Consider the following 23,256-nt stretch of genomic DNA (forward strand, 5'->3'; position numbering starts at 1 on the left):
GCCGCCCTCGGCGGCTGGGCCGCCGGCGCGCTCGGCCTCGCCCTGCTCACCGGCCCGCTGCTGGCCTGGGCCGGACGGTTGCTCGCCATCGGGCGGCCCACCCCGCTGCGGCTGCTGGCCGGGCGCGGACTCACCGCCCAGGCCCGCCGGCTCGGCGCGCCGCTCGCCGTGCTCACCCTCGCCGTCGCGCTGGTGCTCACCACCGTCCGCTACTGGATCGGCACGCCCGACAGCGCCGACGCGCTGCCCGCGGTCGAGGCCTGCCTGGTGCTCGGCTGCGCGGCCGCGGCGGTGGCCACCCGGCTCGCCGAGGTCCGCAGCGACCGCCGGGAGGTCACCGACGCGCTGCTGCGCCTCGGCACCTCGCCCCGGCTGCTGTTCGGCGCGGTCGCGCTGCGCACCCTCGCGGTGGGCAGCACGCTGCTGCTGACCGGCGGGGCGACCGCCGCGCTGGCGGCCGCCGGACTCCGGTAGCGGGTTCCCCGCGGGTCGTCCCCGCGGGGTGGGGCTCAGCCCGCCGCGGCGAGCTGGCCGCAGGCGCCGTCGATCTCCTGGCCGCGGGTGTCGCGGACGGTCGTCGGCACGCCGTGCGACTGGAGACGGCGGACGAACTCGCGCTCGTCCTCGGGCCGGGAGGCCGTCCACTTGGACCCGGGGGTCGGGTTCAGCGGGATCAGGTTGACGTGCACCCGGCGGTTCTTGATCAGCCGGCCGAGCAGGTCGGCCCGCCAGGCCTGGTCGTTGATGTCCTTGATCAGCGCGTACTCGATGGAGATCCGGCGGCCGGACTTCTCCGCGTAGTTCCAGGCCGCGTCCAGCACCTCGGCGACCTTCCACCGGGTGTTCACCGGCACCAGCTCGTCGCGCAGCTCGTCGTCCGGGGCGTGCAGCGACAGCGCCAGGCGGCAGCTGAGGCCCTCGTCGGCGAACCGGTGCATCGCCGGGACGAGACCGACGGTGGAGACGGTGATGCCGCGCTGGGACAGGCCGAAGCCGTCCGGCGCCGGGTCGGTCAGCCGGCGGATCGAAGCGAGCACCCGGTTGTAGTTGGCCAGCGGCTCGCCCATGCCCATGAAGACCACGTTGGACAGCCGCGCCTCGCCGCCGGGGATCTCCCCGGTCCTGAGCGCGCGCATCCCGGCGGCGATCTGCTCGACGATCTCGGCGGTGGAGAGGTTTCGGGTCAGCCCCGCCTGGCCGGTCGCGCAGAACGGGCAGTTCATGCCGCAGCCGGCCTGGGAGCTGATGCACATGGTGACCCGGTCCGGGTAGCGCATCAGCACGGACTCCACGAGCGTGCCGTCGAAGAGCCTCCAGAGCGTCTTGCGGGTGGCGTCGTCGTCGCAGGAGACGTGCCGGACCACCGACATCAGCTCGGGCAGCAGGCTCTCCGTGAGCTTCTCCCGGCTGGCGGCGGGAATGTCCGTCCAGCTCGCCGGGTCGTTCGACATCCGGCCGAAGTAGTGGTTGGAGAGCTGCTTGGCGCGGAACGGCTGCTCGCCCAGCTCGGCGACGGCCTCCTTGCGCTCGGCGGGGCTCAGGTCGGCGAGGTGTCGCGGGGGCTTGGCGCCGCGCGGCGCGACAAAGGTGAGTTCTCCGGGCTTAGGCATGGTTGTTCCAGTGTCGCAGACGCGCGAGGGCCCCGGACGCCAGGCGTCCGGGGCCCTCCTTCTCACGTCTCGTCGCAGGTCAGCTACCGACGAAGGCCGCCAGCAGCAGCCAGACCACCGGGGCGGTCGGCAGCAGCGAGTCCAGCCGGTCCATGATGCCGCCGTGGCCGGGCAACAGGGTGCCCATGTCCTTGATCCCGAGGTCGCGCTTGATCATCGACTCGCCCAGGTCGCCCAGGGTCGCCGTGACCGCCGCGCAGCCGCCCAGGATCAGGCCCTGCCACCAGCTGCCGCCGTCGATGATCAGCTGCATCAGCAGCGCGCCCGCCAGCATCGACAGGGCGATGCCGCCGGCCAGGCCCTCGCGGGTCTTGCCCGGGCTGATCGTCGGGGCCAGCTTGGTCTTCCCGAACTTGTAGCCCACCGCGTAGGCGCCGGTGTCGCTGCAGATCGTCACGATCAGGAAGAGCACGATCCGCTGGGGGCCGTCGTCGGCCGCCAGCATCATCGCCACGAAGGTGGCCAGGAACGGCACGTAGAAGGCCGTGAACACGCCTGCCGTTATGTCCCGCAGGTAGTCCTCCGGCGGCTCGGCCATCCGCCAGACCATCACCGCCAGCCCGGTCAGCGCGAGCGAGGCGGCGGCCCACTGGATGCCCGCCCAGTAGCCGGTGGCGACCATGGCGACGCCGCCGACGACCAGCGGGACCAGCGGCGCCTTGATCTGCTTGCGCTCGGCGAGCCGGCTGGTCAGCTCCCAGACGCCGACCGCGACCGCAGCCATCACGACGACCAGGAACAGCGCCTTCACCACGAACAGCGAGGCGACGATCACCGCACCGAGGCCGACGCCCACGCCTATGGCGGCCTGGAGGTTACGGCCACCGCGCTGCTTGCGCGGCTGCGGCTGCGGAGCGGGCTGGGCGGCCACGGGTGTCTCCTGCCCTGGGTGGGACGACGGCACGAAGTGGGGCTGCCCGGCCGCCAGGTGGTTCGCCGGCGGCGCGGGAGGCACCGGTGCCCCCGGGTGCGGCGGGAGGCCGTGGCCGGGGGCGGGGGGCGCGTCGCCGGATATCGCGCGCAGCACGACCGTCTCGGTCACGCCCGGCGCGGCCGGCTCGGACTGCTCGTCCCGGAACAACGGGCCGCTCAGCCGGCCGGACTCCCGGGACGGCCCCTCGGCGGGGTCGGCCGGTCCGCCGGCGGCGGGCCGGCCGTGGTCGGGCGTGCCGGGCGGCGGGCCGGGCTCGGCCGGGACGGGAGGCATGACCTGAGTCTCCTCCGCGTCGCCGCCCCAGTACACCGGAGGCTGCTGCGACTGATCCGAACGGAGGCCCGGCGCTCCCTGGGCGACGCCCGGCGTGCCCGGGGGCACGGCCTGGCCGCCCGGGTGGCCGGGGTACCCCCGGACCGGCGCCGGACGCGCGCCGTACCCCGGCGCCGGATGGGCCGGGGTACGGGCCGCCTGCGGGTGAGGCGCCGGGCGGTAGGGCTGGAACTGCTGGTCGGACGGGCCCCAGTAGCCGGGGGCGTCAGGGGCGTCGTTCATCAGACCTCGAGCAGCTCGGCTTCCTTGTGCTTCAACAGCTCGTCGATCTGGGCCACGTACTTGGCCGTGGTGTCGTCGAGCTCCTTCTCGGAACGGCGGCCGTCGTCCTCGCCGACCTCGCCGTCCTTCACCAGCTTGTCGATGGCGTCCTTGGCCTTGCGGCGCACGGCGCGGATCGAGACCTTGGCGTCCTCGCCCTTGGTGCGGGCGATCTTGATGAACTCCCGGCGACGCTCCTCGGTCAGCTCGGGCAGCACCACGCGGATGATCGAGCCGTCGTTGGAGGGGTTGACGCCCAGGTCCGAGTCGCGGATCGCCTGCTCGATGGCCTTCAGCGCGGTCTTGTCGAACGGCGAGACGACCGCCATCCGCGGCTCCGGCACCGAGAACGAGGCCAGCTGGTTGATCGGGGTCTTGGCGCCGTAGTACTCGGCGACGATCTTGGCGAACATCGCCGGGTGCGCACGGCCGGTGCGGATGGCCGCGAAGTCGTCCTTGGCGTGGAGGACGGCCTTCTCCATCTTCTCCTCGGCCTCGAGGAGGGTCTCTTCGATCACTGTGGTCTCCCTGTCCGGTTCATCTGCTGTTGTCCCGACCGGTGTCGGCGCGGCGGCCGGTCGCGGCGCCGGCGCCGTCCGGTGCGGCTGATTGCTGCTCAGGCCCGGACAGAATCCTGGCTGATGAGTGTGCCGATCTTCTCACTCTTCACCGCGCGCGCGATATTGCCCTCCGCCAGCAGTTCGAAGACCAGCATCGGAAGGTTGTTGTCCTTGCACAGCGTGATCGCGGTGAGGTCGGCGACCTTGAGGTCGCGCGCGATGACCTCGGAGTACTCCAGCGCGTCGAACTTGACCGCGTCCGGGTTGGTCCGCGGGTCGGAGTCGTAGACGCCGTCCACACCGTTCTTGCCCATCAGCAGGACGTCGGCGTGGATCTCCAGGGCGCGCTGGACGGCCGTGGTGTCGGTGGAGAAGTACGGCATGCCCATACCGGCGCCGAAGATCACCACACGGCCCTTCTCCAGGTGCCGGACGGCCCGCAGCGGCAGGTACGGCTCGGCGACCTGGCCCATGGTGATGGCGGTCTGGACCCGGGTCTCGATGCCCTCCTTGACCAGGAAGTCCTGCAGCGCCAGGCAGTTCATGACGGTGCCGAGCATGCCCATGTAGTCGGAGCGGGCCCGGTCCATGCCGCGGACCTGGAGCTCGGCGCCCCGGAAGAAGTTGCCGCCGCCGATGACCACCGCGACCTCGGTACCGGCACGGACGACGGTGGCGATCTCCCGGGCGATCGCGTGCACGACGTCCGGGTCGACGCCGAGTCCGCCACCACCGGCGAAGGCTTCACCGGACAGCTTGAGCAGCACCCGGCGGCGCGAGCCGGCCTTGGGGTCCTGCGCGGTCTCCTGCGTCTCCTGCATGGACTTCTCCTTTTTGCACCTACTGGTCACAGGCGCGGGTGTGCGGATGCCCCGCCTGCGTGTACGCGAGAGGAGGCCACTGCCGCGGGAACCGGTTCGGTGTCCTGCACGGCAATGGCCTCCTCGTCGTTCATGGTGCCGACGCGAGCCCGCCCGTTGGCGGTAGGCGCGGGGTGAGCCCGTTCGGCGTTCCTCCCACCCTGGTCAGCGGGCGGGGGCGGTTCCCAGCCTAGAGGGGCCGGGGACCAGGTGGAACGTGGCTCAGGCGCCGACGCGGAAGCGGGCGAAGCGCTTGAGGGCGACGCCGTTCTCCTCGAGGACCTTGGCGACGGTCTTCTTGTTGTCCTTCGCGAAGGCCTGCTCCAGGACGGAGTTCTCCTTCACGAAGCCGGTGACGCGACCCTCGACGATCTTCGGCAGGGCGGCCTCCGGCTTGCCCTCCTCGCGAGCGGTGGCCTCGGCGACGCGACGCTCGTTCTCGAGCGCCTCGGCCGGGATCTCCTCGCGGGACAGGTACTTCGGAGCGAAGGCGGCGATGTGCTGCGCGACGTCCTTGGCGACCTCGGCGTTCTCCTTGTCCAGCTCGACCAGGACGCCGACGGCCGGCGGCAGGTCGGGGCTGGTCTTGTGCAGGTAGACCGCGACGAAGCCGTCACCCTCGAACTGGGCGAAGCGACGGAAGACGATCTTCTCGCCCAGGGTCGCGTTGGCCTCGTCCACGAACTGCTGGACGGTCTTGCCGGGCTCGATCTCGGACGCCAGGGCGGCGTCCAGGTCGGCCAGGGGGGCCTTGGCGACGTGGGCGGCGAGGGCGTCGACGACCTCGACGAACTTCTCGCCCTTGGCGACGAAGTCGGTCTCGCAGTTCAGCTCGACCAGGACGCCGGACTTCTTGTCCTCGGCGATCACGGCGGAGACGGCGCCGTTGGAGGCGTCACGGCCCTCGCGCTTGGCAACGCCCTTCTGGCCCTTGATGCGCAGGAGCTCGACGGCCTTCTCGACGTTGCCCTCGGCCTCGTCCAGGGCCTTCTTGCAGTCCATCATGCCGGCGCCGGTGAGCTCACGGAGCTTCTTGACGTCCGCGGCGGTGAAGTTCGCCATGGTGTGAATCTCTTCTCGCGTCTCGCGTGTCTGCGTGGAGTGGCGCCGGGACCGGTGGTTCGGTCCCGGCGCGGGAGAGAGGGGCACCTGCCGGCGTCGTACCGGCGGGTGCCCCTCACCCTTGGTACGTCAGGCCTGCTCGGCCGGCGCGTCGGCGGCCGGGGCCTCGGCGGGAGCCTCGGCGGCGGGGGCCTCGGCGGCGGCGGGGGCCTCCTCGGCCTTCTTCTCGCCCTCGAGGAGGTCCTTCTCCCAGGCGGCCAGCGGCTGGTCGGCACCCGGCTCGGCCTTGGCGTCGCCCTTGGCGACACCGGCGCGGGACTTCAGGCCCTCGGCCACGGCGTCGGCGATCACGCGGGTCAGCAGGGTGACGGAGCGGATCGCGTCGTCGTTGCCCGGGATCTTGTAGTCGACCTCGTCCGGGTCACAGTTGGTGTCGAGGATGGCGACGACCGGGATGTTGAGCTTCCGGGCCTCGCCGACCGCGATGTGCTCCTTCTTGGTGTCCACGATCCAGACGGCGCTGGGAACGCGCTGCATGTCGCGGATACCGCCGAGGGTCTTCTCCAGCTTGTCGTGCTCGCGCTGGAGGACCAGGAGCTCCTTCTTGGTGAGACCGGAGCCGGCCACGTCCGAGAAGTCCAGCTCGCCGAGCTCCTTCAGGCGCTGGAGGCGCTTGTAGACGGTCGAGAAGTTGGTCAGCATGCCGCCGAGCCAGCGCTGGTTCACGTAGGGCATGCCCACGCGGGTGGCCTGCTCGGCGATGGCCTCCTGGGCCTGCTTCTTCGTGCCGACGAAGAGGACGCTGCCGCCGTGGGCAACGGTCTCCTTGATGAACTCGAAGGCGCGGTCGATGTAGTTCAGCGACTGCAGGAGGTCGATGATGTAGATGCCGTTGCGCTCGGTGATGATGAAGCGCTTCATCTTCGGGTTCCAGCGGCGGGTCTGGTGACCGAAGTGGACGCCGCTCTCCAGCAGCTCCCGCATCGTGACGACGGCCATTGCCGTACTCCTTGGTGTTGCGGCCCGGCGGCGGCGCGTTGCGGCGCTTCCTGCCGGGTCAGGCTCGGTTTGTCCGTGGCGGCCAGGTGACAGCCACGCCTGACGCCCCGAACGTGCCGAGCCGCTTCAGCCCGCTCGGTCCGGGGACCGGTCGGGCTCGGCGGACCGAGCGGCACTCGCACCTGGCGGGGCTGCGGACGAACCGCGTCCGACCGCCGGTGGCGGGGCGTGCGAAGTCGACCCGGCGGACCGGGTCGCGTGTGAAGTGTACGGGAAGCGCCGAGGGGCGAGCGACTCCACGCGTGGCCGGGGGCCCGCAGAGGGCCTGGGAGAAGCCCCGGAGAACGGCCGGGGACGGGCTCGGCAGCGGGCGCGGGAGGCGCGGGGAGGCGGGCTCGGGAAGGGCGGACGCGGGTCGGTCACTACCTGCGCCGGAACTGTCGCCGCTATGCCGTTTGTACACCGGATGGCGGCATCCGTACACCCGGCCGGGGGATGGCGACCGGGAGAGGGGGCGATTTGTCCACAGGAATCCGGATGTGGGTGGTGCGGGAGCGGCTCGACGGGGAGCCTGCCGGCATGACTGGTCTCAGGTGGTCGTGGGCGTGGTCCTGGTCGCGGGCGTGGTCCTGGTCGCCGCCGTGGTCCTGGCCCGGCGGGGCGATCGGAGTGGTGGCGATCGCGCTCGCGCTCGCGCTGGTGGGGGCTTCAGGGGCTTCAGGGGTTTCGGTGGCTTCGGGCACTTCGGGGGTGGCCCCTGGCGGGCCGGCGCCGGGGACGGTCGGAGGTCCACGGAGTCCCGATGCTTCGGGAGGTGCCGACCTCCTGGGCGCTCCGGAGCCGGACGGCGAGGCCGGGCCGAGCGGTGCACGGGCCTGGCCGGTGGGCGGGCCCGGCGGCCTGCTGGGCCGGTTCGAGCCGCCGGCGAAGGCCTGGACCGCCGGACACCGAGGGGTGGACCTCGCCGCCGCGCCCGGGGCGGAGATCCGGGCGGCGGCTCCCGGGGTCATCGCGTTCTCCGGGCTGGTGGCGGGGCGACCGGTGGTGACCGTCTCCCACCCGGGCTCGGGCACACCCCCGCTCCGGACCACCTACCTGCCCGTCACCGGCACCCTCCCGGTCGGCACCCCGGTGGCCGCCGGACGGACGATCGGGCTGCTCGCCCCGGGCGGACGGCACTGTCCCGGGCGCGACTGCCTGCACTGGGGGCTGCTGCGCGGCAACCGCTACCTCGACCCGCTGGCCCTGTTCGGCGCGGGCGCGGCGCGACTGCTGCCGCTGAACGGCGGCGCCGGGTAGGTCGGGGCGCTGGGTAGGTCGGGGCGCTGGGGCGGGAACCGGGGCAGGCCAGAGGGCCGGGTTCGGACTCGGGTGCCGGCTCGGGGGCTGGGCCCCGGGGTGGCTCAGGCGCGGACGAGTCCGTGCAGCACCATCGCGACGGCGGCCTCGGCGATCTCCTCGGGGCTCTCCGTCGCACAACCCGCCCGGACTCCGGCTACCGCCCGCTCCGCCCGACGGGTCGCCGCTTCCACCACACCCTGGACCAAGGCCGCGGCGAGCCGGGGCTGCTCGTGACCGAGCTCCTCCAGCGTCCGTCCGACCAGACCGGCCAGCCTGCCGTGCGCCGCCCTGATCCGCTCGCGCGCGGCCTCGTCGAGCTCCAGCGCGGAGATCGCCACCACCGCGCGGTGCCGCGGGTCGGCGGCCAGCGCCAGTTGGCCCCGGACATAGGCCTCGATCCGCTCCACGGCGGTGTCGCAGCTCTCCATCCCGGCCTCGATCTCGGCCGCCCAGAGCGGGAGGTCCACCTCGCAGAGCGCCTCGACCACGGCGGCGCGGGAGCGGAAGTACTCGTAGACCGAGGAGCGCGCCAGCCCGGTGCGCGCCGCGAGCGCGGGGAAGGTCAGGGCATCCATGCCACCTTCGGTGAGCAGGATGCGGGCAGCATCGAGGAGGGCTGCCCGCTGGAGCTGGCGATGCTCGGCCACCGTGGCCGCTCGGATCTTCGGCACGCTCCCACTGTACGGAGCCATATCTCCGGCCGGTACGGCGCCGCGCGTCGAAAGGAGGCGCGGGGCCCGCGACGCCTTCCGATGCCCGGCTGTCCGCACCCCTGGGTCGGCACCCCTCCGCCGACACCCCTCCGCTGGCATCCCTGCGGTCGATGCCCGGCTCCCGATCCCCGGCTCCGGCTCCGGCTCCGGCTCCGGCTCCGGCTACCGACGCCCTATCGGATGTCCGACATTTTGGCGCGCAGCTGGAGGACGGACTTGGTGTGGATCTGGCTCACCCGACTCTCCGTCACCCCCAGCACCTGCCCGATCTCGGCGAGGGTGAGGCCCTCGTAGTAGTAGAGCGTCACCACCGTCTTCTCCCGCTCTGGGAGGGTGTTGACCGCCTGAGCCAGCAGCCTGCGCAGCTCGCGGTCCTCGGCGACCTCGACCGGGTTGTCCGCACCGTGGTCCTCCAGGGTGTCCATCAGGCTCAGCCGGTCACCGCCCTCCCCCACCGGGTGGAGCAGCTCGTCCAGCGCCACCACGTTGGCGAGCGACAGCTGGCTGAAGATGGCGTGCAGGTCCTCGATCGCGATGCCCATCTCGGCGGCGACCTCGGGTTCGTGCGGCGTCCGGCGCAGCCGGGCCTCCAGCGTCGCGTACGTCCGCTCGACCGCCTTCGCCTTCTGCCGCACCGAGCGCGGGATCCAGTCCAGGGCGCGCAGCTCGTCGATGATCGCGCCGCGGATGCGGCTGATCGCGTAGGTCTCGAACTTGATGGCGCGGTCGATGTCGAACTTCTCGATCGCGTCGATCAGCCCGAAGACGCCCGAGGAGACGAAGTCCGCCTGCTCGACGTTGGAGGGCAGGCCGACGCCGACCCGCCCCGCCACGTACTTGACGAGCGGTGAGTAGTGGAGGATCAGCTGCTCCCTCAGCCGCTGGTCCCCGGTCTCCTTGTAGGAGCGCCAGAGCTCTTCGAGCGCGGTGCGCCCCTGGGCCGCGGCCTCCCGAGCGTCCTGTCCCCGGTCACCGTCCGCCGCCGCCCTCTCCCGACGGAGCGGGGACACCGGCGAGGCGAACGTCGGGGAGGTGGTGCCCCGGGTCGGCGCATCGCCGGGCAGCGGGGGCGCGTCGGCCGCGACCGCGCCGGGGGGCGCGCCGGCGGGGTCGGCCGCGTCCGCGCCCCGGACGGGCTCGGCACCCCGGGCCGCATCCGCGGGTTGGGGCACCACCGTCGGCCGGCCGCCCTGGCGTGACAGGCCTCCCATCGTCCCCGCCGACTTGGACGGGAAGTCTGGCGCGGGGCGCCGCTCGGTCCGCGGCCCTCCCGAGGACCGAGCACCACCGGTCACTCTGTGTCCGGGAATGTGTGTGGGCATGCGTTGGTCTGAGCCGTTCTGCCGAGTCATGTGCTGATAGGGAAGGCATGTGGAGCGTAGCGTGACCGACTCACTGCGAAGCGCTACCGCCGCTCGGTCGTCCCCCGATCCGGTGGCGCTCGCACACCGGATCCGGGCGACGAACAGCAGAACCGGATCGGCAGGTCAGCCGGGCGGCTCCGACGGGCGTTCCCTCGACGCGAACGTGTTCCAGCTTCCGGCGCTCACCTCCTGCGCACCACGCGCCAGTGCGCGCCGTGTCGCTCCACGTAACCGAGCGAGGCCAACTCGTAGAGCCGTTGCAGGACTTCGTCCGGGGGGAGGCCGGACTGCCGGGCCAGTCGTTCCACCGGTGCGCCCTCCGCCGTCGCCGGTACGGCCTCCAGCACCCGGGCCACCGGCGGCTCCAGCAGGTCGCGCGGGAGCACCGGGCCGCTGCGCTGCGGAGCCAGGTCGTCCCCGATCGACCCGATCAGCTCGGCGATCTCCCCCGCGTCGGTGACCAGGGTGGCTCCGCCGCTGCGGATCAGGGCGTGCACCCCGGCGGAGAGCTCCGAGGTCACCGGGCCCGCCACGCCCATGGTGTGGCGGTTGAGGTCCCTCGCCCGCCTGGCCGTGCACAGGGCGCCGCTGCGCACCGCCGCCTCGACCACCACCGTGCCCCGGGTGAGCGCCGCGATGACCCGGTTGCGCAGGACGAAGCGGAAACGGTTCGGGTGCTCCCCGGGCGGGAGTTCGCTGACCAGCAGCCCCTGGGCGCCGATCCGCCGGATCAGTTCTGCGTTGCCCTTGGGGTAGGCCACGTCGACGCCGCAGGCCAGCACGGCGGCGGTCGCCCCGCCGACCGCGAGGGCCCCGCGGTGCGCGGCCGCGTCGATCCCGTAGGCGGCTCCGGAGACCACCACCCAGCCGCGCTCGGCCAGTTGGGCCGCCAACTCCCCCGCGACGTGGGCGCCGTAGGCCGTGCAGGCGCGTGAGCCCACCATCGCGACCGAGCGGAGTGCGAGCAGCCGCAACGAGCCGGTACCCGTCACCCAGAGCCCGATCGGACGTCCGTCGCCCAGGTCGTCGAGCTGGCTGGGCCACTCCGTATCCCCCGGAATGATGAACCGCCCACCGACGTCCCTTACCCGTTTCAGGTCCATCTCCGGGTGCAGCCCCGGGAGCCGCGCCTGGTACCCGGCCAGTCGGGTGGCGTCCAGTCCGGGGTGGTCGGGCACCGTCCCCGCCCGGATCGCCTTCACCACGTCGACGGCGGGGAGCTGGCCGAGCCACCGGCCGACCACCGCGTCCCCCGGTTCGCTGAGCCGGCCGAGCAGCACTCTGGCAAGGCGTTCGGGTTCGTTCCCCGCGGTCCTTGCGGTGGTCGCGGTGGTCGCGGTGCCGGGCCCGTCCCCGTCCATGCCGGGAATTCGCGCTTGCCCCAACAACTGGTTCATGCCTCACCCTCCTGGTTCTGCGGACCTTCCTCGGGCGCCCCGGCCTTGCCGGGCCGGCCTCCGTCCGGGCTGGCGCGTTGCGCCGGGATGCCGCCGAGCCGGCCGAAGACCCGCTCGGTCAGCGGCAGTCCGTTCTCCACCCCGGTGCGCAGGACCAGGGCGGTGCGCACGTCCCGCTGGTCCGGCCGGTCCCGTCCGGCGAGGTCGGCGACCGTCCAGGCGACCCGGAGCACCCGGTCCAGGCCCCGGGCAGTGAGCAGCCCCCGCTCCAACTGGCGCGCGGCATCGTTGAGCGCGCCGGCTCCGAGCCGCCAGCGGGTGCGCAGCTCGTGGCCCGGGACCTCCGCGTTGGTCCGCCACGGGGTGTTCGCCAGCCGGGCCGCCGCCCGCTCCCGTGCGGCCAGGACCCGGGCCGCGACGGTCTCGGTGGTCTCCGCCGAGGTGTCCCGCTCCATGAGCTCGACCCTCGTCACCGGGGCGACCTGGACCTGGAGGTCGACCCGGTCCAACAGGGGCCCGGAGAGCCGCCCCTGGTAGCGGCTGACCATGGCCGGCGTGCACTCGCAGCCCTCGCCCCGCCGCGAGTACCGGCCGCAGGGGCAGGGGTTGGCCGCCAGGCAGAGCAGGAAGCGGGCCGGGAGCCGCAGCGAACCGGCCGAGCGGGCGATCACCACCTCGCCCGCCTCCAGTGGCTGGCGCAGCGCGTCGAGCACCCGGACCGGGAACTCCGGCGCCTCGTCCAGGAAGAGCACGCCCCGGTGGGCGAGCGAGACCGCCCCCGGTCTCGGCAGCCCGCTGCCGCCGCCGACGATGGCCGGCATCGTCGTGGAGTGGTGCGGGGCGCAGTAGGGCGCGGTGTCGATCAGCGGACGCCCGACGGGGAGCAGCCCTGCCACCGAGTGGACGGCGGTGACCTCCAGCGCCTCCTTCTGGGTCAGCGGTGGGAGCAGCGCGGGCAGCCGCTCCGCCAGCATCGTCTTGCCCGCGCCCGGCGGACCCTTCAGGTAGAGGTGGTGTCCTCCGGCGGCGGCGATCTCCAGTGCCCGCCGGGCCTCGTACTGGCCGGCCACGTCGGCCATGTCGAGCCGGGCCGCCTTGTCGTCGGGCAGGCCCCGCACACCCGCGCTGGGCAGCATCAGGCCGGCCATCAGCGGATCCGGCCGGCCTCCGATCGGATCGGGCGGCTCCTCCGGTGCCGTCGCGCCGGTCAGGATGGCGACGAGCTGGCGCAGGCTCCGGACGCCGATCACCGTCACCCCGGGGACGAGCGAGGCCTCGGGCGCCGTCTGCTCGGCGACCACGACCCGCTCGTACCCGGCGTCGGCGGCGGCCAGCACCGACGGCAGCACCCCTCGGACCGGCCGCACCCTGCCGTCCAGCCCCAGCTCGCCGATGACCAGCAGATCGGCGATGGCGGAGGGGTCGAGCCGTTCGGCGGCGGCCAGCACGGCGCAGGCCACCGCGAGGTCGAAGCCGCTGCCGCTCTTGGGCACCGAGGCGGGGCTGAGGCCGACCGTCAGTTTGCGCTGCGGCCAGGCCTCGCCGCTGTTCACGACCGCGGCACGGACCCGGTCACGGGCCTCGGTGAGCGCCTTGTCGGGCAGGCCGACCAGGGTGAACGCGGCCACCCCGGGCTCCAGATCGGCCTGGACCTCGACGATCACTCCGTCGACGCCGACCAGCGCGACGGAACAGGTACGGGCGAAGGCCATCTCAGACCACCCCCCGCAGGTGGTCGACCAGGGCCGCACCCCGCGCCCGGTTGACCACCGCGACCAGGTCGATCCGCACCCCGCCCGGTGGGGCGGGCGGCCACTGCGGATCGGTGGGCCCCGGGTCGTAGCCGGGGCCGGCCAGCCGGGCGAAGTGGTCGGGCCAGCGCTCGGCCATCCAGCGCTCGGCCAGGCGTTGCAGCCGGGCGGCCTTGGCCCGGTCGATCGCCTCGGTGGGCTGTTGGAAACCCCGCTCGGAGCGGGTCTTCACCTCGCAGACCGCCACGGTGTCTCCGTCGAGGGCGACGATGTCGAGCTCGCCCTCGGCGCAGCGCCAGTTGAGGTCCAGGATGCGCAGCCCGGCCTCCACGAGGCGGCGGGCGGCGACCCGCTCCCCGTACCGGCCGAGCCCGTTCCTGGTGCCGCGGTCCGGGACCGACCGCGGGGCCTCCCCGACTGCGGCCGCGTTCGGTACGGCCTGGTCCTGCACGACGGTCTGCTGCATGGTGACCACCTCCGCCGAGGAGGCTGTACCACTGCGCACGACGAGGCCCGGGAATTCCCGTTCCCTGTGGATAACTCGGGTCCGTGGTCGGTTCTTGTCACCCGCAGGGGTGAGAAGCCCCGTCCTCGCGAAATTCGGCTGGACAACGCGGGACGGAGTCGTTCAACGTCAGTTCCCGAAGCCGGACTCGTCCGAGGGCAGCTCCAGATCGCTCTTCGCGAGTTCCTCGATGTTCACGTCCTTGAAGGTCAGCACCCGGACCTTGCGGACGAACCGGGCCGGCCGGTACATGTCCCAGACCCACGCATCCGCCATCGACACCTCGAAGAACACCTCACCCTGGACCGAGTGCACCTGCAGCTCGTAGTCGTTGGTGAGGTAGAACCGTCGCTCGGTCTCGATCACGTACTTGAACAGGCCGACGACGTCCCGGTACTCCCGGTAGAGCTTGAGCTCCATCTCGGTCTCGTACTTCTCGAGATCTTCGGCACTCATCCAGGCGTCCCCTCAACTTGTCACGTCCACCCATTGTGGACCACCGCACCCACGGTCAGAGCCGTACCGGATCCACCGGCGGGCCCTCGACCAGCAGCCGCTCCAGGAAGTCCGCCAGACCGGCCGGATAGACCGTCTCGGCGGTCCCCCTCAATTCCTCGACCGTCCACCAGCGCGCCGCGAGCAGCTGGGCGTGCTCGTCCGCGCCCATGCCCGAGTGGTCCAGCCCCGTGTCCGTGGTCCGGGCCAGGTGGAACCACTGCTCCTGCTCGTAGCGCTGTCCCTGAAAGGAGAACGACACCGTGCCGTACGCCACCAAGGGCCCCAGGTCCACACCCCGCAGGCCGGTCTCCTCGGCGAGCTCCCGCTCGGCGGCCTCGCGGACACCCTCGCCCGCCTCCAAGCCGCCCCCGGGCGTGATCCACCAGGTCTCCCCCGGGGCAGCCGGGTCGGCCCCCAGCAGAAGGAGGATGCGGTCCTGCCCGTCCAGCAGCAGGATCCGCGCCGCCCTGCGACGCCGTGCTGTCATGGCAGCGCTCCACACTCCTCTCCCGCGCGTCGGTGGCGTTACCGGTCCTGGCGTTACCGATCCTGCCACCCGACGCGGCCGTCCGGGGCGATGTTCGGCAGAGCGGGCGGCACGGCGGCGGTCCCGCTCAGGGGCTGCGCCTCCGGAGCCGGCGGGCCAGGCCCGCCACCCCGCCCACCGCCGAGGTCACGAGGATCAGCGCCGCGCCCGCGACGGCGGCGTAGGCGGCGGGCTCCAGCGGCCCCGGCTGCGAGGCCTTCGGGCCCGCGAAGCCGTCGAAGTCCGTGACCCGGTCGAGCAGGCCCGTCCTGCCGAAGGGCAGCACGGTGGCCTCGACCCTGGCCTCGACGGCGTCGGCCGGGACGGTTCCGCCGTCGACCTCCAGGTGGGTGCGGGAGTCCAGCGAGCCCACCCGGTTGTCGCCGAGCAGGAACAGCCGGCCCTGCGGCACCGTCGCGCTGAACGAGTCGCCCTGGCGGCCCTGCGTCGCGAGGTAGGGCTCGTCCACCGGCTGCCCGTTGACCGTCAGCCGGTGCTCGGCCCCGGTGGTGGCGACGGTGTCCCCGCCGACCGCGACCACCCGCTTGACCATGAGCTCGCCGCCCCAGGCACGGTCCCGGAAGACCACCACGTCGCCCCGTCCGATGTCGCCGCCGCCGACCTTGCGGGCGAGCACGGTGTCACCGATGCGCAGCGTCGGGTGCATCGAGGCGGTGGGGATCTTGTACGGCCGGTAGTCGACCGCGATCAGGCCGAAGCCGCCGACCATCAGCACCAGCCCGAGTGCCAGGGCGACACCCTGCAGCACCGCGGCGGGCCGCGGGCGCGCGCGGCCGGGCGCGGCGGGGCGGTCGGCCGTCTGCTCCACGACACTGCTCATCGACACCGTCCACCTCTGGCCGACCGGAGAACACCACTGGCACGCCGGGGGCCCACGCGGAAATGCCGACGGGCCGTGGCACGTCCGAGCAGATTACTCGTCGGTACCACGGCCCGCGCAAGAGCCGGAGCCAACCCGGTGGAACACGATCCGGCGGAGCTCAGGACTCCCTGCGGCGCTCCGCCCGACCCCGCACCCGGCGCACCAGCGGAAGCAGTGCGACAGCCCCCACCGCGCCAGCCACGGGGGGCGCCATGGGCGCGGCCGCCGCCAGGCCCTTCTGGTCGAAGGTGTCCGGCACCGGCAGCGTCGACCAGTGGCCGACCGGCCAGGCCACCACGAAGGCGCGCCCGATCACGTTGTCCACCGGGACGGTGCCGCCGCCCGGCTGGTCCATGTGGAACCGGGAGTCCAGCGAGTTGGCGCGGTGGTCGCCCATCACCCAGATCCGGTCCTTGGGCACCTTGACCGGGCCGAAGGGGTGGTCTCCACAGGGGGTGTTGCCCTGGTAGACGTACGGCTCGTTGAGCGCGACGCCGTTGACCTTGACCGGCCCCTCGCCCTCGCACTCGACGGTGTCCCCGCCGACCGCGATGACCCGCTTGATCAGGTCCTTCTCGTTGGCGGAGGGCATCAGCCCGACGAAGCTGAGCACGTCCTGCACGCCGCGGAGGAAGGTGTTGCTGCTCTGCTGGGTCGGCTCGTCGTTGAGCCAGCCGCCCGGGTCGTGGAACACCACGACCTCACCGCGCTCGGGCTCGGCCCCGAACCACGGGGTCAGCTTGTCCACCAGGACGCGGTCGCCGACCTGCAGCGTGTTCTGCATCGATTCCGACGGGATGGAGAAGGCCTGGACGAAGAAGGTCTTGATCACCAGCGCGAGGATCAGCGCGATGCCGACCAGGATCGGCAGTTCCTTCCAGAACGAGCGCGGTTTGCGCGGCTTGGACGGAGCCTGCGACTCCGATCCGTCCGCGGGCTCGGCCGCGTGCGGGGAGTCCGGGGAGTCGTCCGGTCCGCCCCCGCCCTGTCCGTCGGCGGTCTGCGCCGCCGCGGCCTCGGCCGAGGCGGGCGAGGCCGCGGACTCGGCGGACCGGTCCGCCCGGCGGCCCGAGCCCTCGGGTTCTCCGGCGCCTGATCGGGCGCCGATCACCAAATCCCCCACAACGTCTCCTCCCTGCTGTGCGGACGCCCGCGCGCCCGCGCTCAGAGTGCCGCACAGCGGGCACCACGCTCACCACGACCATGAAACGTCTCAGGGCTTCCCACCGCGGGCTCCCCTGACACCAGCACAGCCTCGGCCCACGGCCGGAACCGCTCCCGGCCGCACCTGCACTTCTCTATCACTCCAAGGCATCCGGCTCGCGGTCCCACGCGAGGCCGTTCCGGTCGGCGGCCGGCCCGGCTCACTCCGGAGGCCGCCCCGATCAGCGAACGACGAACGGAAGGATGCCCAACACACCCATAACGAGCGGAGGTTCCACAGGAACCGGTCCAACGCCCACCGATTCCGCGGCAGTTCCGCCGGCCTGCGGCATCCGGGCGAGGGAGGAGAGCGAACCGGGCGCTTCGAGCCGGTGGAAGCGGTCCAGCGGCCAGGCGATCACGAACGCGCGACCGACGACGCCGCTCAGCGGGATCGTCCCCTGTCCCGGATTGCCCATGTGGAAACGGGAGTCGGCGGAGACGTCCCGGTGGTCGCCCATGACCCACAGCCGCCCCTGCGGCACCTGGATCCTGAAGGTCTGCCGGGACGGCGGGTTGCCGGGCGCGAGGTAGGACTCCTCCACCGGACGGCCGTTGACGCTGAGACGCCCCTGCGCGTCGCAGCACTCGACGGTGTCCCCGCCCACGCCGATCACCCGCTTGATCAGGTCCTGCTCGTTGCCGGAGGGCAGCAGTCCGACGTAGGTCAGCACCTGCTTGGCCGCGCCCAGCACCGGACCGTCCGAGGACGGCTTGCGATCGCGTTCCAGCCAGCCGCCCGGATCCTTGAACACCACGATGTCGCCGCGCTGCGGCTCACTGCCGAACCAGGGGGTCAGCTTGTCGACCAGTACCCGGTCCCCGATCAGGATGGTCTGCTCCATCGAGCCCGAGGGGATCACGAACACCTGGACCAGGAAGGTCTTCATCACCAGTGCCACCAGCAGGGCCACCAGGACGATCAGCGGGATCTCCCGCACCAGCGAGCGCTTGCGCCGTCGGGTCGCCTTGCGGGCGGTGCGGCGGCGCTCGGCCCGGCCGCGCGTCGGCGGGGCCTCGGCCGACCCGCGGGCCGCCGCACCGTCCTCCCCCGCTCCCCAGGGTGTCGCTCCCCCGGCCGCCGGCCGGTCGGCGAGCCGGCCCCTACCCCTGGTCCCCATGACCGCCCGTCCCCGCAGTCGCGGCGAAGGCCGCGGGCCGGTCCAGGCCGGTCCAGCGCGAGAACGGGTAGACCACCCAGTCCGCGCGGCCGATCACCTTCGCCTCGGGCACGAATCCGCCGCCGGGCTCACCGAGGTGGTCGCGGGAGTCCCGGGAGGCGCTGCGGTGGTCGCCCATCACCCACAGCTTGCCGGGCGGCACGATGACGTCGAAGGCCACGCTCGACGGGTCGTCGCCCGGGGACAGGTAGCCGCTCTCGTCGATCGGCACGCCGTTGACGGTGATCGGCGTGCCCGGGCCGGCACTGGTCACCCGGTCCCCGGCGACGCCGATCACGCGCTTGACGTAGACGGTGTCCCCGGCCGGGGCCAGCCCGAGGTCCTGCGCGAACGAGCGCAGGCCGTCCCCGAAGCCGGCCGGCTTCGCCGACTCCCGGAGGAAGGAGCCCCTCCCGTCGAAGACCACGATGTCGCCCCGCTGGGGGTGGCCGCCGAAGGCGTAGGCGAGCTGGTTCGCGACCAGCCGGTCGCCCGGGCGCAGGGTCTCCTCCATCGATCCGGAGGGCACCGAGAACGGGCGTGCGACGAAGGCGTTCACCAGCAGCAGGGCCGCCAGGCAGATCCCCACCAGGAGCAGCAGGTCCCGCGAGCGCGAGTGCCCGGGCTCCTCCTCCTGCTCCGAGCCGTCGCCGTCCGGGACCCCGGCCTGCTCCGGGCCCTCGGAGCGCTGTGCGCGTCCTGCGCCCGCGCCGGGATCGCGCTCGTCGGACTCGACGGACTCGACGGACGCGTCGGACGCGTCGGACGCGCTCCCGGAAGCCCCGCCCGAACTGTCCCCGGAAACGACCGCGGACCGCGACAGCGAGTCCGCACCGGTGGGTGCGGGACTGCCGTCGCGGTCCGCGGGTGGTTCGTGCGTGCTCATCGGGGGGTGAGCCTACCTTGCGGCGGCCCGCTCCCCTCAGAGCGTTCCGATCCCCCGGCGAGGCCGGGGGCCGGTGGATCAGCGGTCGCGCTTCTCCTTGATCTTCGCGGCCTTGCCGCGGAGGTCACGCAGGTAGTACAGCTTGGCGCGGCGAACCGCACCGCGGGTCACGACCTCGATCTTCTCGACGACCGGGGTGTGCACCGGGAAGGTACGCTCCACGCCGACGTTGAAGCTGACCTTGCGGACGGTGAAGGTCTCACCGATACCGGCGCCGTGGCGGCGGATGACGACGCCCTGGAAGACCTGGACACGGGAGCGGTTGCCCTCGATGACCCGGACGTGAACCTTCAGGGTGTCACCGGCGCGGAAGGCCGGGATGTCGCTACGCAGCGAGGCCGCGTCGACAGCAGCGAGCTTGTTGCTCATGTTGCTCTCCATCGCAGGCGCCACGGGCCGCCCACGGAAAATCGTCACAATGGGGTCTGCTGCGGGCCGCATCGGCTGACGACGATCCCCCCGTGGCGGGGGCGCCGGTCCACGTGCCCCCTACAGGAGGGAACCAGCGACAGACAGCAAGCGCCTATTCTTCCACATCACCGGCCGCGGACCGAAATCGGCCGAGCCGCTCGTCCCAGGCCAGGCCGAGGATGCTCAGCGCCTCCCGCTCCTTCTTGTCGAAGGCGCCGTACTGCCAGCGCTCGACCAGGTCGGGCCGGTTCGCCAGGGTCCGGGCGAAGGCCTGCTCACGGCGCCAGCGGGCGATCCTGCCGTGGTTGCCGCTGAGCAGCACGTCCGGCACCGTCCGACCGCGCCACTCGGCGGGCTTGGTGTAGACCGGGCCCTCCAGCAGGTCGGCCATCGCGCCCGGGGCGAAGGAGTCGTCGCGGTGGGACTCGGCGTTGCCGAGCACCCCGGGAAGCAGCCGGGCGATCGCCTCGACCATCACCAGCACGGCGACCTCGCCGCCGGCCAGCACGTAGTCGCCGATCGAGGCCTCGACCACCGGCATCCGGGTGGCCGCCTCCTCGATCACGCGGCGGTCGATGCCCTCGTACCGGGCGGGGGTGAAGGCCAGCCACGGGCGGCCGGCCAGCTCCTGGGCGAGCTCCTGGGTGAACGGGCGCCCGCTCGGGGTCGGCACGACCAGGGTGGGCACCTGCCCCTCGGGGCCGGCGGCGACCACCGCGTCCAGCGCCTCGCCCCACGGCTCGGGCTTCATCACCATGCCGGGGCCGCCGCCGTACGGGCTGTCGTCGACCGTGCGGTGCACGTCGTGGGTCCACGCGCGCAGGTCGTGGACGTGCACGTCCAGCTGGCCGCGGGCGCGGGCCTTGCCGACCAGCGAGATGTCCAGCGGTTCCAGGTACTCGGGGAAGATCGTGACGACGTCGATCCGCATACCGCTCTGCACGCCGCCGGACACGGCGTCCACGAGGCCCGCATCGGCGTCGGCGGCCGTCCCGGGGCCCGCCTCGACACGCTCCTCGGCACGCTCGTCGGCGGTCACTCCGACTCCTCCGAGCCCTTCGCGCCCCCGGCGTCCGCAGCGCCCTCGGCGTCCGCAGCACCCCCGGTGTCCTCAGCGCCCTCGGCACCGTCGGCGCCACCGGCCGAGGAGGTCCCCGCGACCTCGGCCTGCTCCGGGTCGATCAGCCCGGCCGGCGGGGTGATCACGGCACGCTGGTTCTCCAGGTCGATGGTCGGCACGATCTGGCTGACGAAGGGCACCAGCACCTCCGTCCCGTCGGCCTTCCTCACCATGAGCAGGTCCTGGTAGGGCAGGTGGAGGACCTCGGCCAGCTCGCCGACCGGAGTTCCGTCCAGCAGCACGACGTCCAGCCCGATCAGCTGGTGGTCGTAGTACTCCTCCGGGTCCTCGGGGCGCTCCTCCGGGTCGATCTCGGCGATGAGCATGGTCCCGCGGAGGGCCTCGGCCGCGTTGCGGTCCTTGACGCCGACGAAGCGCAGCAGCAGTCGGCCGCTGTGCACCCGGCCGGACTCGATGGTCAGCGGTCCGGCCGACGCGGGGTCGGTGAGCAGGACGGCACCGGGGCCGAGCCGGAGTTCCGGCTCGTCGGTGCGGACCTCGACACTGACGTCCCCCCTGATGCCGTGGGCACGGCCGATCCTGCCGACGACGAGCTGCACGGTGATCGTTCTCCTGGAGTTCCTGAGCCGATACGAAAAGCGACGGGCTGCGAAGCGATGATGCGACGGAAATGCGGATGGAAATGCGAAAGGCCGACCGGGACGACATGCGTCCCGGTCGGCCTCACAAGCCCTGACGGCTGAACGAGCAGCAGCGTCAGCGAATGTTGTCCACGTCGACCAGGTCGACCCGGACGTTGCGACCGCCGAGGGCGCCGACCACGGTGCGCAGCGCGCGCGCCGTACGGCCACCCCGGCCGATCACCTTGCCGAGGTCATCGGGGTGCACTCGCACCTCGATGGTGTTACCCCGACGCAGGTTGCGCGAGCGCACCTGCACCTCGTCGGGGTGCTCGACGATGCCCTTCACCAGGTGGTCGAGGGCGTCCTCGATCACGATCAGGCCTCGGCGGCGGCGTCGGCCTCGGCCTCGGCCTTGTCCGACTTCTTGGCCTTCGGGGTGATGGCGACACCGGTGGTGGCGTCCTCGAAGCCGGCGACGGCCTTCGCGAACAGGTGCGAGAAGTCCTCGACCTTCGGCTCGGCGACCTTCAGCGGCGCCGGAGCCGGCAGGCCCTTGAACTTCTGCCAGTCGCCGGTCAGCTTCAGGATGGCGAGGACCGGCTCGGTCGGCTGGGCGCCGACGGACAGCCAGTACTGGGCGCGGTCGCTGTCGACCTCGATCTTCGAGGGGTTGTAGGTCGGCTGGTAGATGCCGATCTCCTCGATCGCGCGACCGTCACGCTTGGTGCGGGCGTCGGCGACGACGATGCGGTAGTGCGGGGAGCGAATCTTGCCGAGACGCTTGAGCTTGATCTTGACTGCCACGGGAGTGGATTCTCCTGGTGTTGACGTGGGTGAGCGGGCTCGCCACCGCGTGGGGTTGCGGGGCGGACCGTTCAAGGGACACGCCAGCCGTAGGAGAGAGGGGTCCTGCTCGGCTGCCGAGTACTCAGCTGTCCATTCTGCCACATCGGCGAGAACCGCCTGTACGCGGGGCCGGGCGCCCGTTCAGGGCTCGACCGGGAGCCCCCGCTCCCGGTCCAACCCGATGACATCACCGCTGTCCTGCTGTACCGCTCAGTTCACTCCGGGCCCGCCCGCTCGCGCTGCCGGACCCTGCGCCGTTCCATTCCGGCCGGACCGCTGCCCGCACAGCAGCCCGTCGGGACGTCGACCGCTCAGGCGATCTTGAACGGCTGCTGGCACGCGCCGCAGACGATGGACGCCTGCGCGAGCACCGACGGGACGACCCGGACGTTGCGCCCGCAGCCGCAGACCGCCTTGACCCGCACGCCGCCCCCGGAGGAGCCGTGCCGGGCCGCCGGGCCGCGGAAGGCGCGCGTCGCACCGTCGCCGGCCACCGCTTCCTGGTGCGCCCCGAGGGCGCGGTCCAGGCGTTCGATGGTGTCGGCGTACCGCTCCTGCGTCTCCTTGAGCATGGTCACCTGGGAGAAGCCGCTGCTCGCGTGCGGCTCGACCGGGTGCGCCAGGCCCAGCTCGGAAGCGAGCATCAGGAAGCGCCGGTTGTGGTAGCGGCCGGCCCGCGAGGTGTCCCGGATGTCCCGGGCCGCGGCCAGACCGTGGGCGGCCTCGTGCAGGAGGCGCTCGAAACCGAGCCGCGTCCCGCAGGCCGAGGAGGACTCGCCGATCAGGGCCTCGGGCGAGGCGAGATCGGGAAGGTCCTGGTGGTAGGCCTGGATGTCGCTCCAGGCGGCGGCCAGTTCGGCCGCGAGAACGAGGGGCTGTGTCGTGCTCACGCTAGACCAACGATGGAGTGCGAGCCGATGTTCCGCATGTTCTCGTTCCCGGGGAATTCACAGGGAACTCCCAGGAATGCGAGGCCGCGCGCGAATTGCGCGTTCCGGATCTGACGCAAGACCAACCCCCTGCCGGTTTCGGCCCGTGGCAACGCCGACGCGCCTGGTGAAATTCCGTCCGGGGGGCGGGCTGTCGCCACCCAGGACGTACGGCCCGTGGGCCTGCCGGATTGACAGGGCCACGGGCCGTACACCGTACCGCTATTCCGTTAATACCGGGAGTTGACCGGCCAGTAGGGATGTCCGGTGCGGGGGCAGGCCGGAACAGTTACCGGATTCTTACCCATCCGCATTCCGGGCAAATGTCGCCGGTGCCGGTCATTACCCGTGGACGAAGGACCTCCGGCGGACATCCGAGGGGCGTCCGCCGGACGTCGAT

Annotated in this window: 24 protein-coding genes and 1 pseudogene; 2 read left to right on the forward strand and 23 right to left on the reverse strand. The window is 72.5% G+C overall.

Annotation, left to right across the window (positions count from 1 at the left end; translation table 11 throughout):
* Positions 1-474: pseudogene (locus AB0E96_RS13245) on the forward strand (hypothetical protein); the annotation flags it as partial.
* A gap of 35 nt (positions 475-509) precedes the next feature.
* Here the strand turns inward: AB0E96_RS13245 and rlmN are convergent.
* From rlmN to rpsB, 6 genes are all read right to left on the reverse strand, one after another.
* Positions 510-1,610: a 23S rRNA (adenine(2503)-C(2))-methyltransferase RlmN gene (gene rlmN / locus AB0E96_RS13250; RefSeq protein ID WP_359822325.1), complete on the reverse strand. Its 1,101-nt coding sequence runs from the start codon at positions 1,608-1,610 to the stop codon at positions 510-512.
* 79 nt (positions 1,611-1,689) lie between these two features.
* Positions 1,690-2,877: a phosphatidate cytidylyltransferase gene (locus AB0E96_RS13255; protein ID WP_359822327.1), complete on the reverse strand. Its 1,188-nt coding sequence runs from the start codon at positions 2,875-2,877 to the stop codon at positions 1,690-1,692.
* 281 nt (positions 2,878-3,158) lie between these two features.
* Positions 3,159-3,716: a ribosome recycling factor gene (gene frr / locus AB0E96_RS13260; protein ID WP_359822329.1), complete on the reverse strand. Its 558-nt coding sequence runs from the start codon at positions 3,714-3,716 to the stop codon at positions 3,159-3,161.
* A gap of 98 nt (positions 3,717-3,814) precedes the next feature.
* Positions 3,815-4,579, reverse strand: a complete 765-nt coding sequence (pyrH, locus tag AB0E96_RS13265; protein ID WP_030056790.1) for a UMP kinase — start codon at positions 4,577-4,579, stop codon at positions 3,815-3,817.
* Positions 4,580-4,840: 261 nt separating this feature from the next.
* Complete coding sequence (gene tsf / locus AB0E96_RS13270) at positions 4,841-5,680, reverse strand: translation elongation factor Ts (protein WP_359822331.1); 840 nt, start codon at positions 5,678-5,680, stop codon at positions 4,841-4,843.
* A 129-nt stretch (positions 5,681-5,809) separates the two neighbouring features.
* Entirely contained in the window at positions 5,810-6,679 is an 870-nt protein-coding gene (gene rpsB, locus AB0E96_RS13275; protein ID WP_359822333.1) for a 30S ribosomal protein S2, read from the reverse strand.
* Between the two features lie 882 nt (positions 6,680-7,561).
* On the opposite strand from rpsB, the gene AB0E96_RS13280 reads away from it, so the two are divergent.
* Entirely contained in the window at positions 7,562-7,978 is a 417-nt protein-coding gene (locus AB0E96_RS13280; RefSeq protein ID WP_359822335.1) for a M23 family metallopeptidase, read from the forward strand.
* A gap of 104 nt (positions 7,979-8,082) precedes the next feature.
* Here the strand turns inward: AB0E96_RS13280 and AB0E96_RS13285 are convergent, their stop codons facing one another.
* The 17 genes from AB0E96_RS13285 to AB0E96_RS13365 all read right to left on the reverse strand — a co-directional run bounded on the left by AB0E96_RS13285 (position 8,083) and on the right by AB0E96_RS13365 (position 22,817).
* Entirely contained in the window at positions 8,083-8,667 is a 585-nt protein-coding gene (locus AB0E96_RS13285) for a helix-turn-helix domain-containing protein (RefSeq protein WP_359822373.1), read from the reverse strand.
* Between the two features lie 239 nt (positions 8,668-8,906).
* Entirely contained in the window at positions 8,907-9,944 is a 1,038-nt protein-coding gene (gene whiG, locus AB0E96_RS13290; RefSeq protein WP_359822337.1) for an RNA polymerase sigma factor WhiG, read from the reverse strand.
* 335 nt (positions 9,945-10,279) lie between these two features.
* On the reverse strand, positions 10,280-11,458 hold the full coding sequence (gene dprA, locus AB0E96_RS13295) for a DNA-processing protein DprA (protein ID WP_359822375.1): 1,179 nt from the start codon (positions 11,456-11,458) through the stop codon (positions 10,280-10,282).
* 32 nt (positions 11,459-11,490) lie between these two features.
* Entirely contained in the window at positions 11,491-13,206 is a 1,716-nt protein-coding gene (locus tag AB0E96_RS13300) for a YifB family Mg chelatase-like AAA ATPase (protein ID WP_359822339.1), read from the reverse strand.
* Position 13,207: 1 nt separating this feature from the next.
* Positions 13,208-13,711 (reverse strand): YraN family protein, encoded by a 504-nt coding sequence (locus AB0E96_RS13305; RefSeq protein ID WP_359822342.1) that lies wholly within the window; start codon positions 13,709-13,711, stop codon positions 13,208-13,210.
* Positions 13,712-13,879: 168 nt separating this feature from the next.
* On the reverse strand, positions 13,880-14,206 hold the full coding sequence (locus AB0E96_RS13310) for a DUF2469 domain-containing protein (RefSeq protein ID WP_030056781.1): 327 nt from the start codon (positions 14,204-14,206) through the stop codon (positions 13,880-13,882).
* A gap of 55 nt (positions 14,207-14,261) precedes the next feature.
* The gene (locus tag AB0E96_RS13315) at positions 14,262-14,735 is read right to left on the reverse strand and encodes an NUDIX domain-containing protein (protein ID WP_359822345.1); all 474 of its coding nucleotides are present in this window, start codon (positions 14,733-14,735) and stop codon (positions 14,262-14,264) included.
* Positions 14,736-14,862: 127 nt separating this feature from the next.
* Positions 14,863-15,615 carry a signal peptidase I gene (lepB, locus tag AB0E96_RS13320; protein ID WP_359822347.1) on the reverse strand — a complete coding sequence of 251 codons (753 nt, stop codon included), beginning with the start codon at positions 15,613-15,615 and terminating at the stop codon, positions 14,863-14,865.
* A gap of 160 nt (positions 15,616-15,775) precedes the next feature.
* On the reverse strand, positions 15,776-16,780 hold the full coding sequence (gene lepB, locus AB0E96_RS13325; RefSeq protein ID WP_359822349.1) for a signal peptidase I: 1,005 nt from the start codon (positions 16,778-16,780) through the stop codon (positions 15,776-15,778).
* 262 nt (positions 16,781-17,042) lie between these two features.
* The gene (lepB, locus tag AB0E96_RS13330) at positions 17,043-17,981 is read right to left on the reverse strand and encodes a signal peptidase I (RefSeq protein WP_359822352.1); all 939 of its coding nucleotides are present in this window, start codon (positions 17,979-17,981) and stop codon (positions 17,043-17,045) included.
* Positions 17,965-18,906 (reverse strand): signal peptidase I, encoded by a 942-nt coding sequence (gene lepB, locus AB0E96_RS13335; RefSeq protein ID WP_359822355.1) that lies wholly within the window; start codon positions 18,904-18,906, stop codon positions 17,965-17,967. The genes lepB (AB0E96_RS13330) and lepB (AB0E96_RS13335) overlap by 17 nt, the downstream gene beginning before the upstream one ends.
* A gap of 78 nt (positions 18,907-18,984) precedes the next feature.
* Positions 18,985-19,335: a 50S ribosomal protein L19 gene (gene rplS / locus AB0E96_RS13340; protein WP_030306736.1), complete on the reverse strand. Its 351-nt coding sequence runs from the start codon at positions 19,333-19,335 to the stop codon at positions 18,985-18,987.
* A 154-nt stretch (positions 19,336-19,489) separates the two neighbouring features.
* Positions 19,490-20,308, reverse strand: coding sequence for a tRNA (guanosine(37)-N1)-methyltransferase TrmD (trmD, locus tag AB0E96_RS13345; RefSeq protein WP_359822378.1), 819 nt, complete (start codon positions 20,306-20,308; stop codon positions 19,490-19,492).
* A gap of 104 nt (positions 20,309-20,412) precedes the next feature.
* Positions 20,413-21,057, reverse strand: a complete 645-nt coding sequence (gene rimM, locus AB0E96_RS13350; protein WP_359822358.1) for a ribosome maturation factor RimM — start codon at positions 21,055-21,057, stop codon at positions 20,413-20,415.
* Positions 21,058-21,214: 157 nt separating this feature from the next.
* Complete coding sequence (locus tag AB0E96_RS13355; protein WP_030056773.1) at positions 21,215-21,454, reverse strand: RNA-binding protein; 240 nt, start codon at positions 21,452-21,454, stop codon at positions 21,215-21,217.
* 2 nt (positions 21,455-21,456) lie between these two features.
* On the reverse strand, positions 21,457-21,885 hold the full coding sequence (rpsP, locus tag AB0E96_RS13360) for a 30S ribosomal protein S16 (protein WP_045700219.1): 429 nt from the start codon (positions 21,883-21,885) through the stop codon (positions 21,457-21,459).
* Between the two features lie 353 nt (positions 21,886-22,238).
* A complete protein-coding gene (locus tag AB0E96_RS13365; protein ID WP_359822362.1) occupies positions 22,239-22,817 on the reverse strand; it encodes a hypothetical protein in 579 nt (192 codons plus the stop codon).
* Positions 22,818-23,256: the final 439 nt, after the last annotated feature.

Origin of the sequence: Kitasatospora sp. NPDC036755, assembly GCF_040636595.1 — a bacterium.
In the GTDB taxonomy this organism is placed as follows: Bacteria; Actinomycetota; Actinomycetes; order Streptomycetales; family Streptomycetaceae; genus Kitasatospora.

What these genes read in the sequence shown, in the direction of transcription:
- pyrH (WP_030056790.1), bottom strand. Translation starts at nt 4,579, where the DNA reads ATGCAGGAGACGCAGGAGACCGCGCAGGACCCCAAGGCCGGCTCGCGC.
- dprA (WP_359822375.1), bottom strand. Translation starts at nt 11,458, where the DNA reads ATGGACGGGGACGGGCCCGGCACCGCGACCACCGCGACCACCGCAAGG.
- tsf (WP_359822331.1), bottom strand. Translation starts at nt 5,680, where the DNA reads ATGGCGAACTTCACCGCCGCGGACGTCAAGAAGCTCCGTGAGCTCACC.
- trmD (WP_359822378.1), bottom strand. Translation starts at nt 20,308, where the DNA reads ATGCGGATCGACGTCGTCACGATCTTCCCCGAGTACCTGGAACCGCTG.
- AB0E96_RS13315 (WP_359822345.1), bottom strand. Translation starts at nt 14,735, where the DNA reads ATGACAGCACGGCGTCGCAGGGCGGCGCGGATCCTGCTGCTGGACGGG.
- lepB (WP_359822347.1), bottom strand. Translation starts at nt 15,615, where the DNA reads ATGAGCAGTGTCGTGGAGCAGACGGCCGACCGCCCCGCCGCGCCCGGC.
- rpsB (WP_359822333.1), bottom strand. Translation starts at nt 6,679, where the DNA reads ATGGCCGTCGTCACGATGCGGGAGCTGCTGGAGAGCGGCGTCCACTTC.
- AB0E96_RS13300 (WP_359822339.1), bottom strand. Translation starts at nt 13,206, where the DNA reads ATGGCCTTCGCCCGTACCTGTTCCGTCGCGCTGGTCGGCGTCGACGGA.
- AB0E96_RS13255 (WP_359822327.1), bottom strand. Translation starts at nt 2,877, where the DNA reads ATGCCTCCCGTCCCGGCCGAGCCCGGCCCGCCGCCCGGCACGCCCGAC.
- whiG (WP_359822337.1), bottom strand. Translation starts at nt 9,944, where the DNA reads ATGGGAGGCCTGTCACGCCAGGGCGGCCGGCCGACGGTGGTGCCCCAA.
- rlmN (WP_359822325.1), bottom strand. Translation starts at nt 1,610, where the DNA reads ATGCCTAAGCCCGGAGAACTCACCTTTGTCGCGCCGCGCGGCGCCAAG.
- rplS (WP_030306736.1), bottom strand. Translation starts at nt 19,335, where the DNA reads ATGAGCAACAAGCTCGCTGCTGTCGACGCGGCCTCGCTGCGTAGCGAC.
- AB0E96_RS13310 (WP_030056781.1), bottom strand. Translation starts at nt 14,206, where the DNA reads ATGAGTGCCGAAGATCTCGAGAAGTACGAGACCGAGATGGAGCTCAAG.
- lepB (WP_359822352.1), bottom strand. Translation starts at nt 17,981, where the DNA reads ATGGGGACCAGGGGTAGGGGCCGGCTCGCCGACCGGCCGGCGGCCGGG.
- AB0E96_RS13305 (WP_359822342.1), bottom strand. Translation starts at nt 13,711, where the DNA reads ATGCAGCAGACCGTCGTGCAGGACCAGGCCGTACCGAACGCGGCCGCA.
- lepB (WP_359822355.1), bottom strand. Translation starts at nt 18,906, where the DNA reads ATGAGCACGCACGAACCACCCGCGGACCGCGACGGCAGTCCCGCACCC.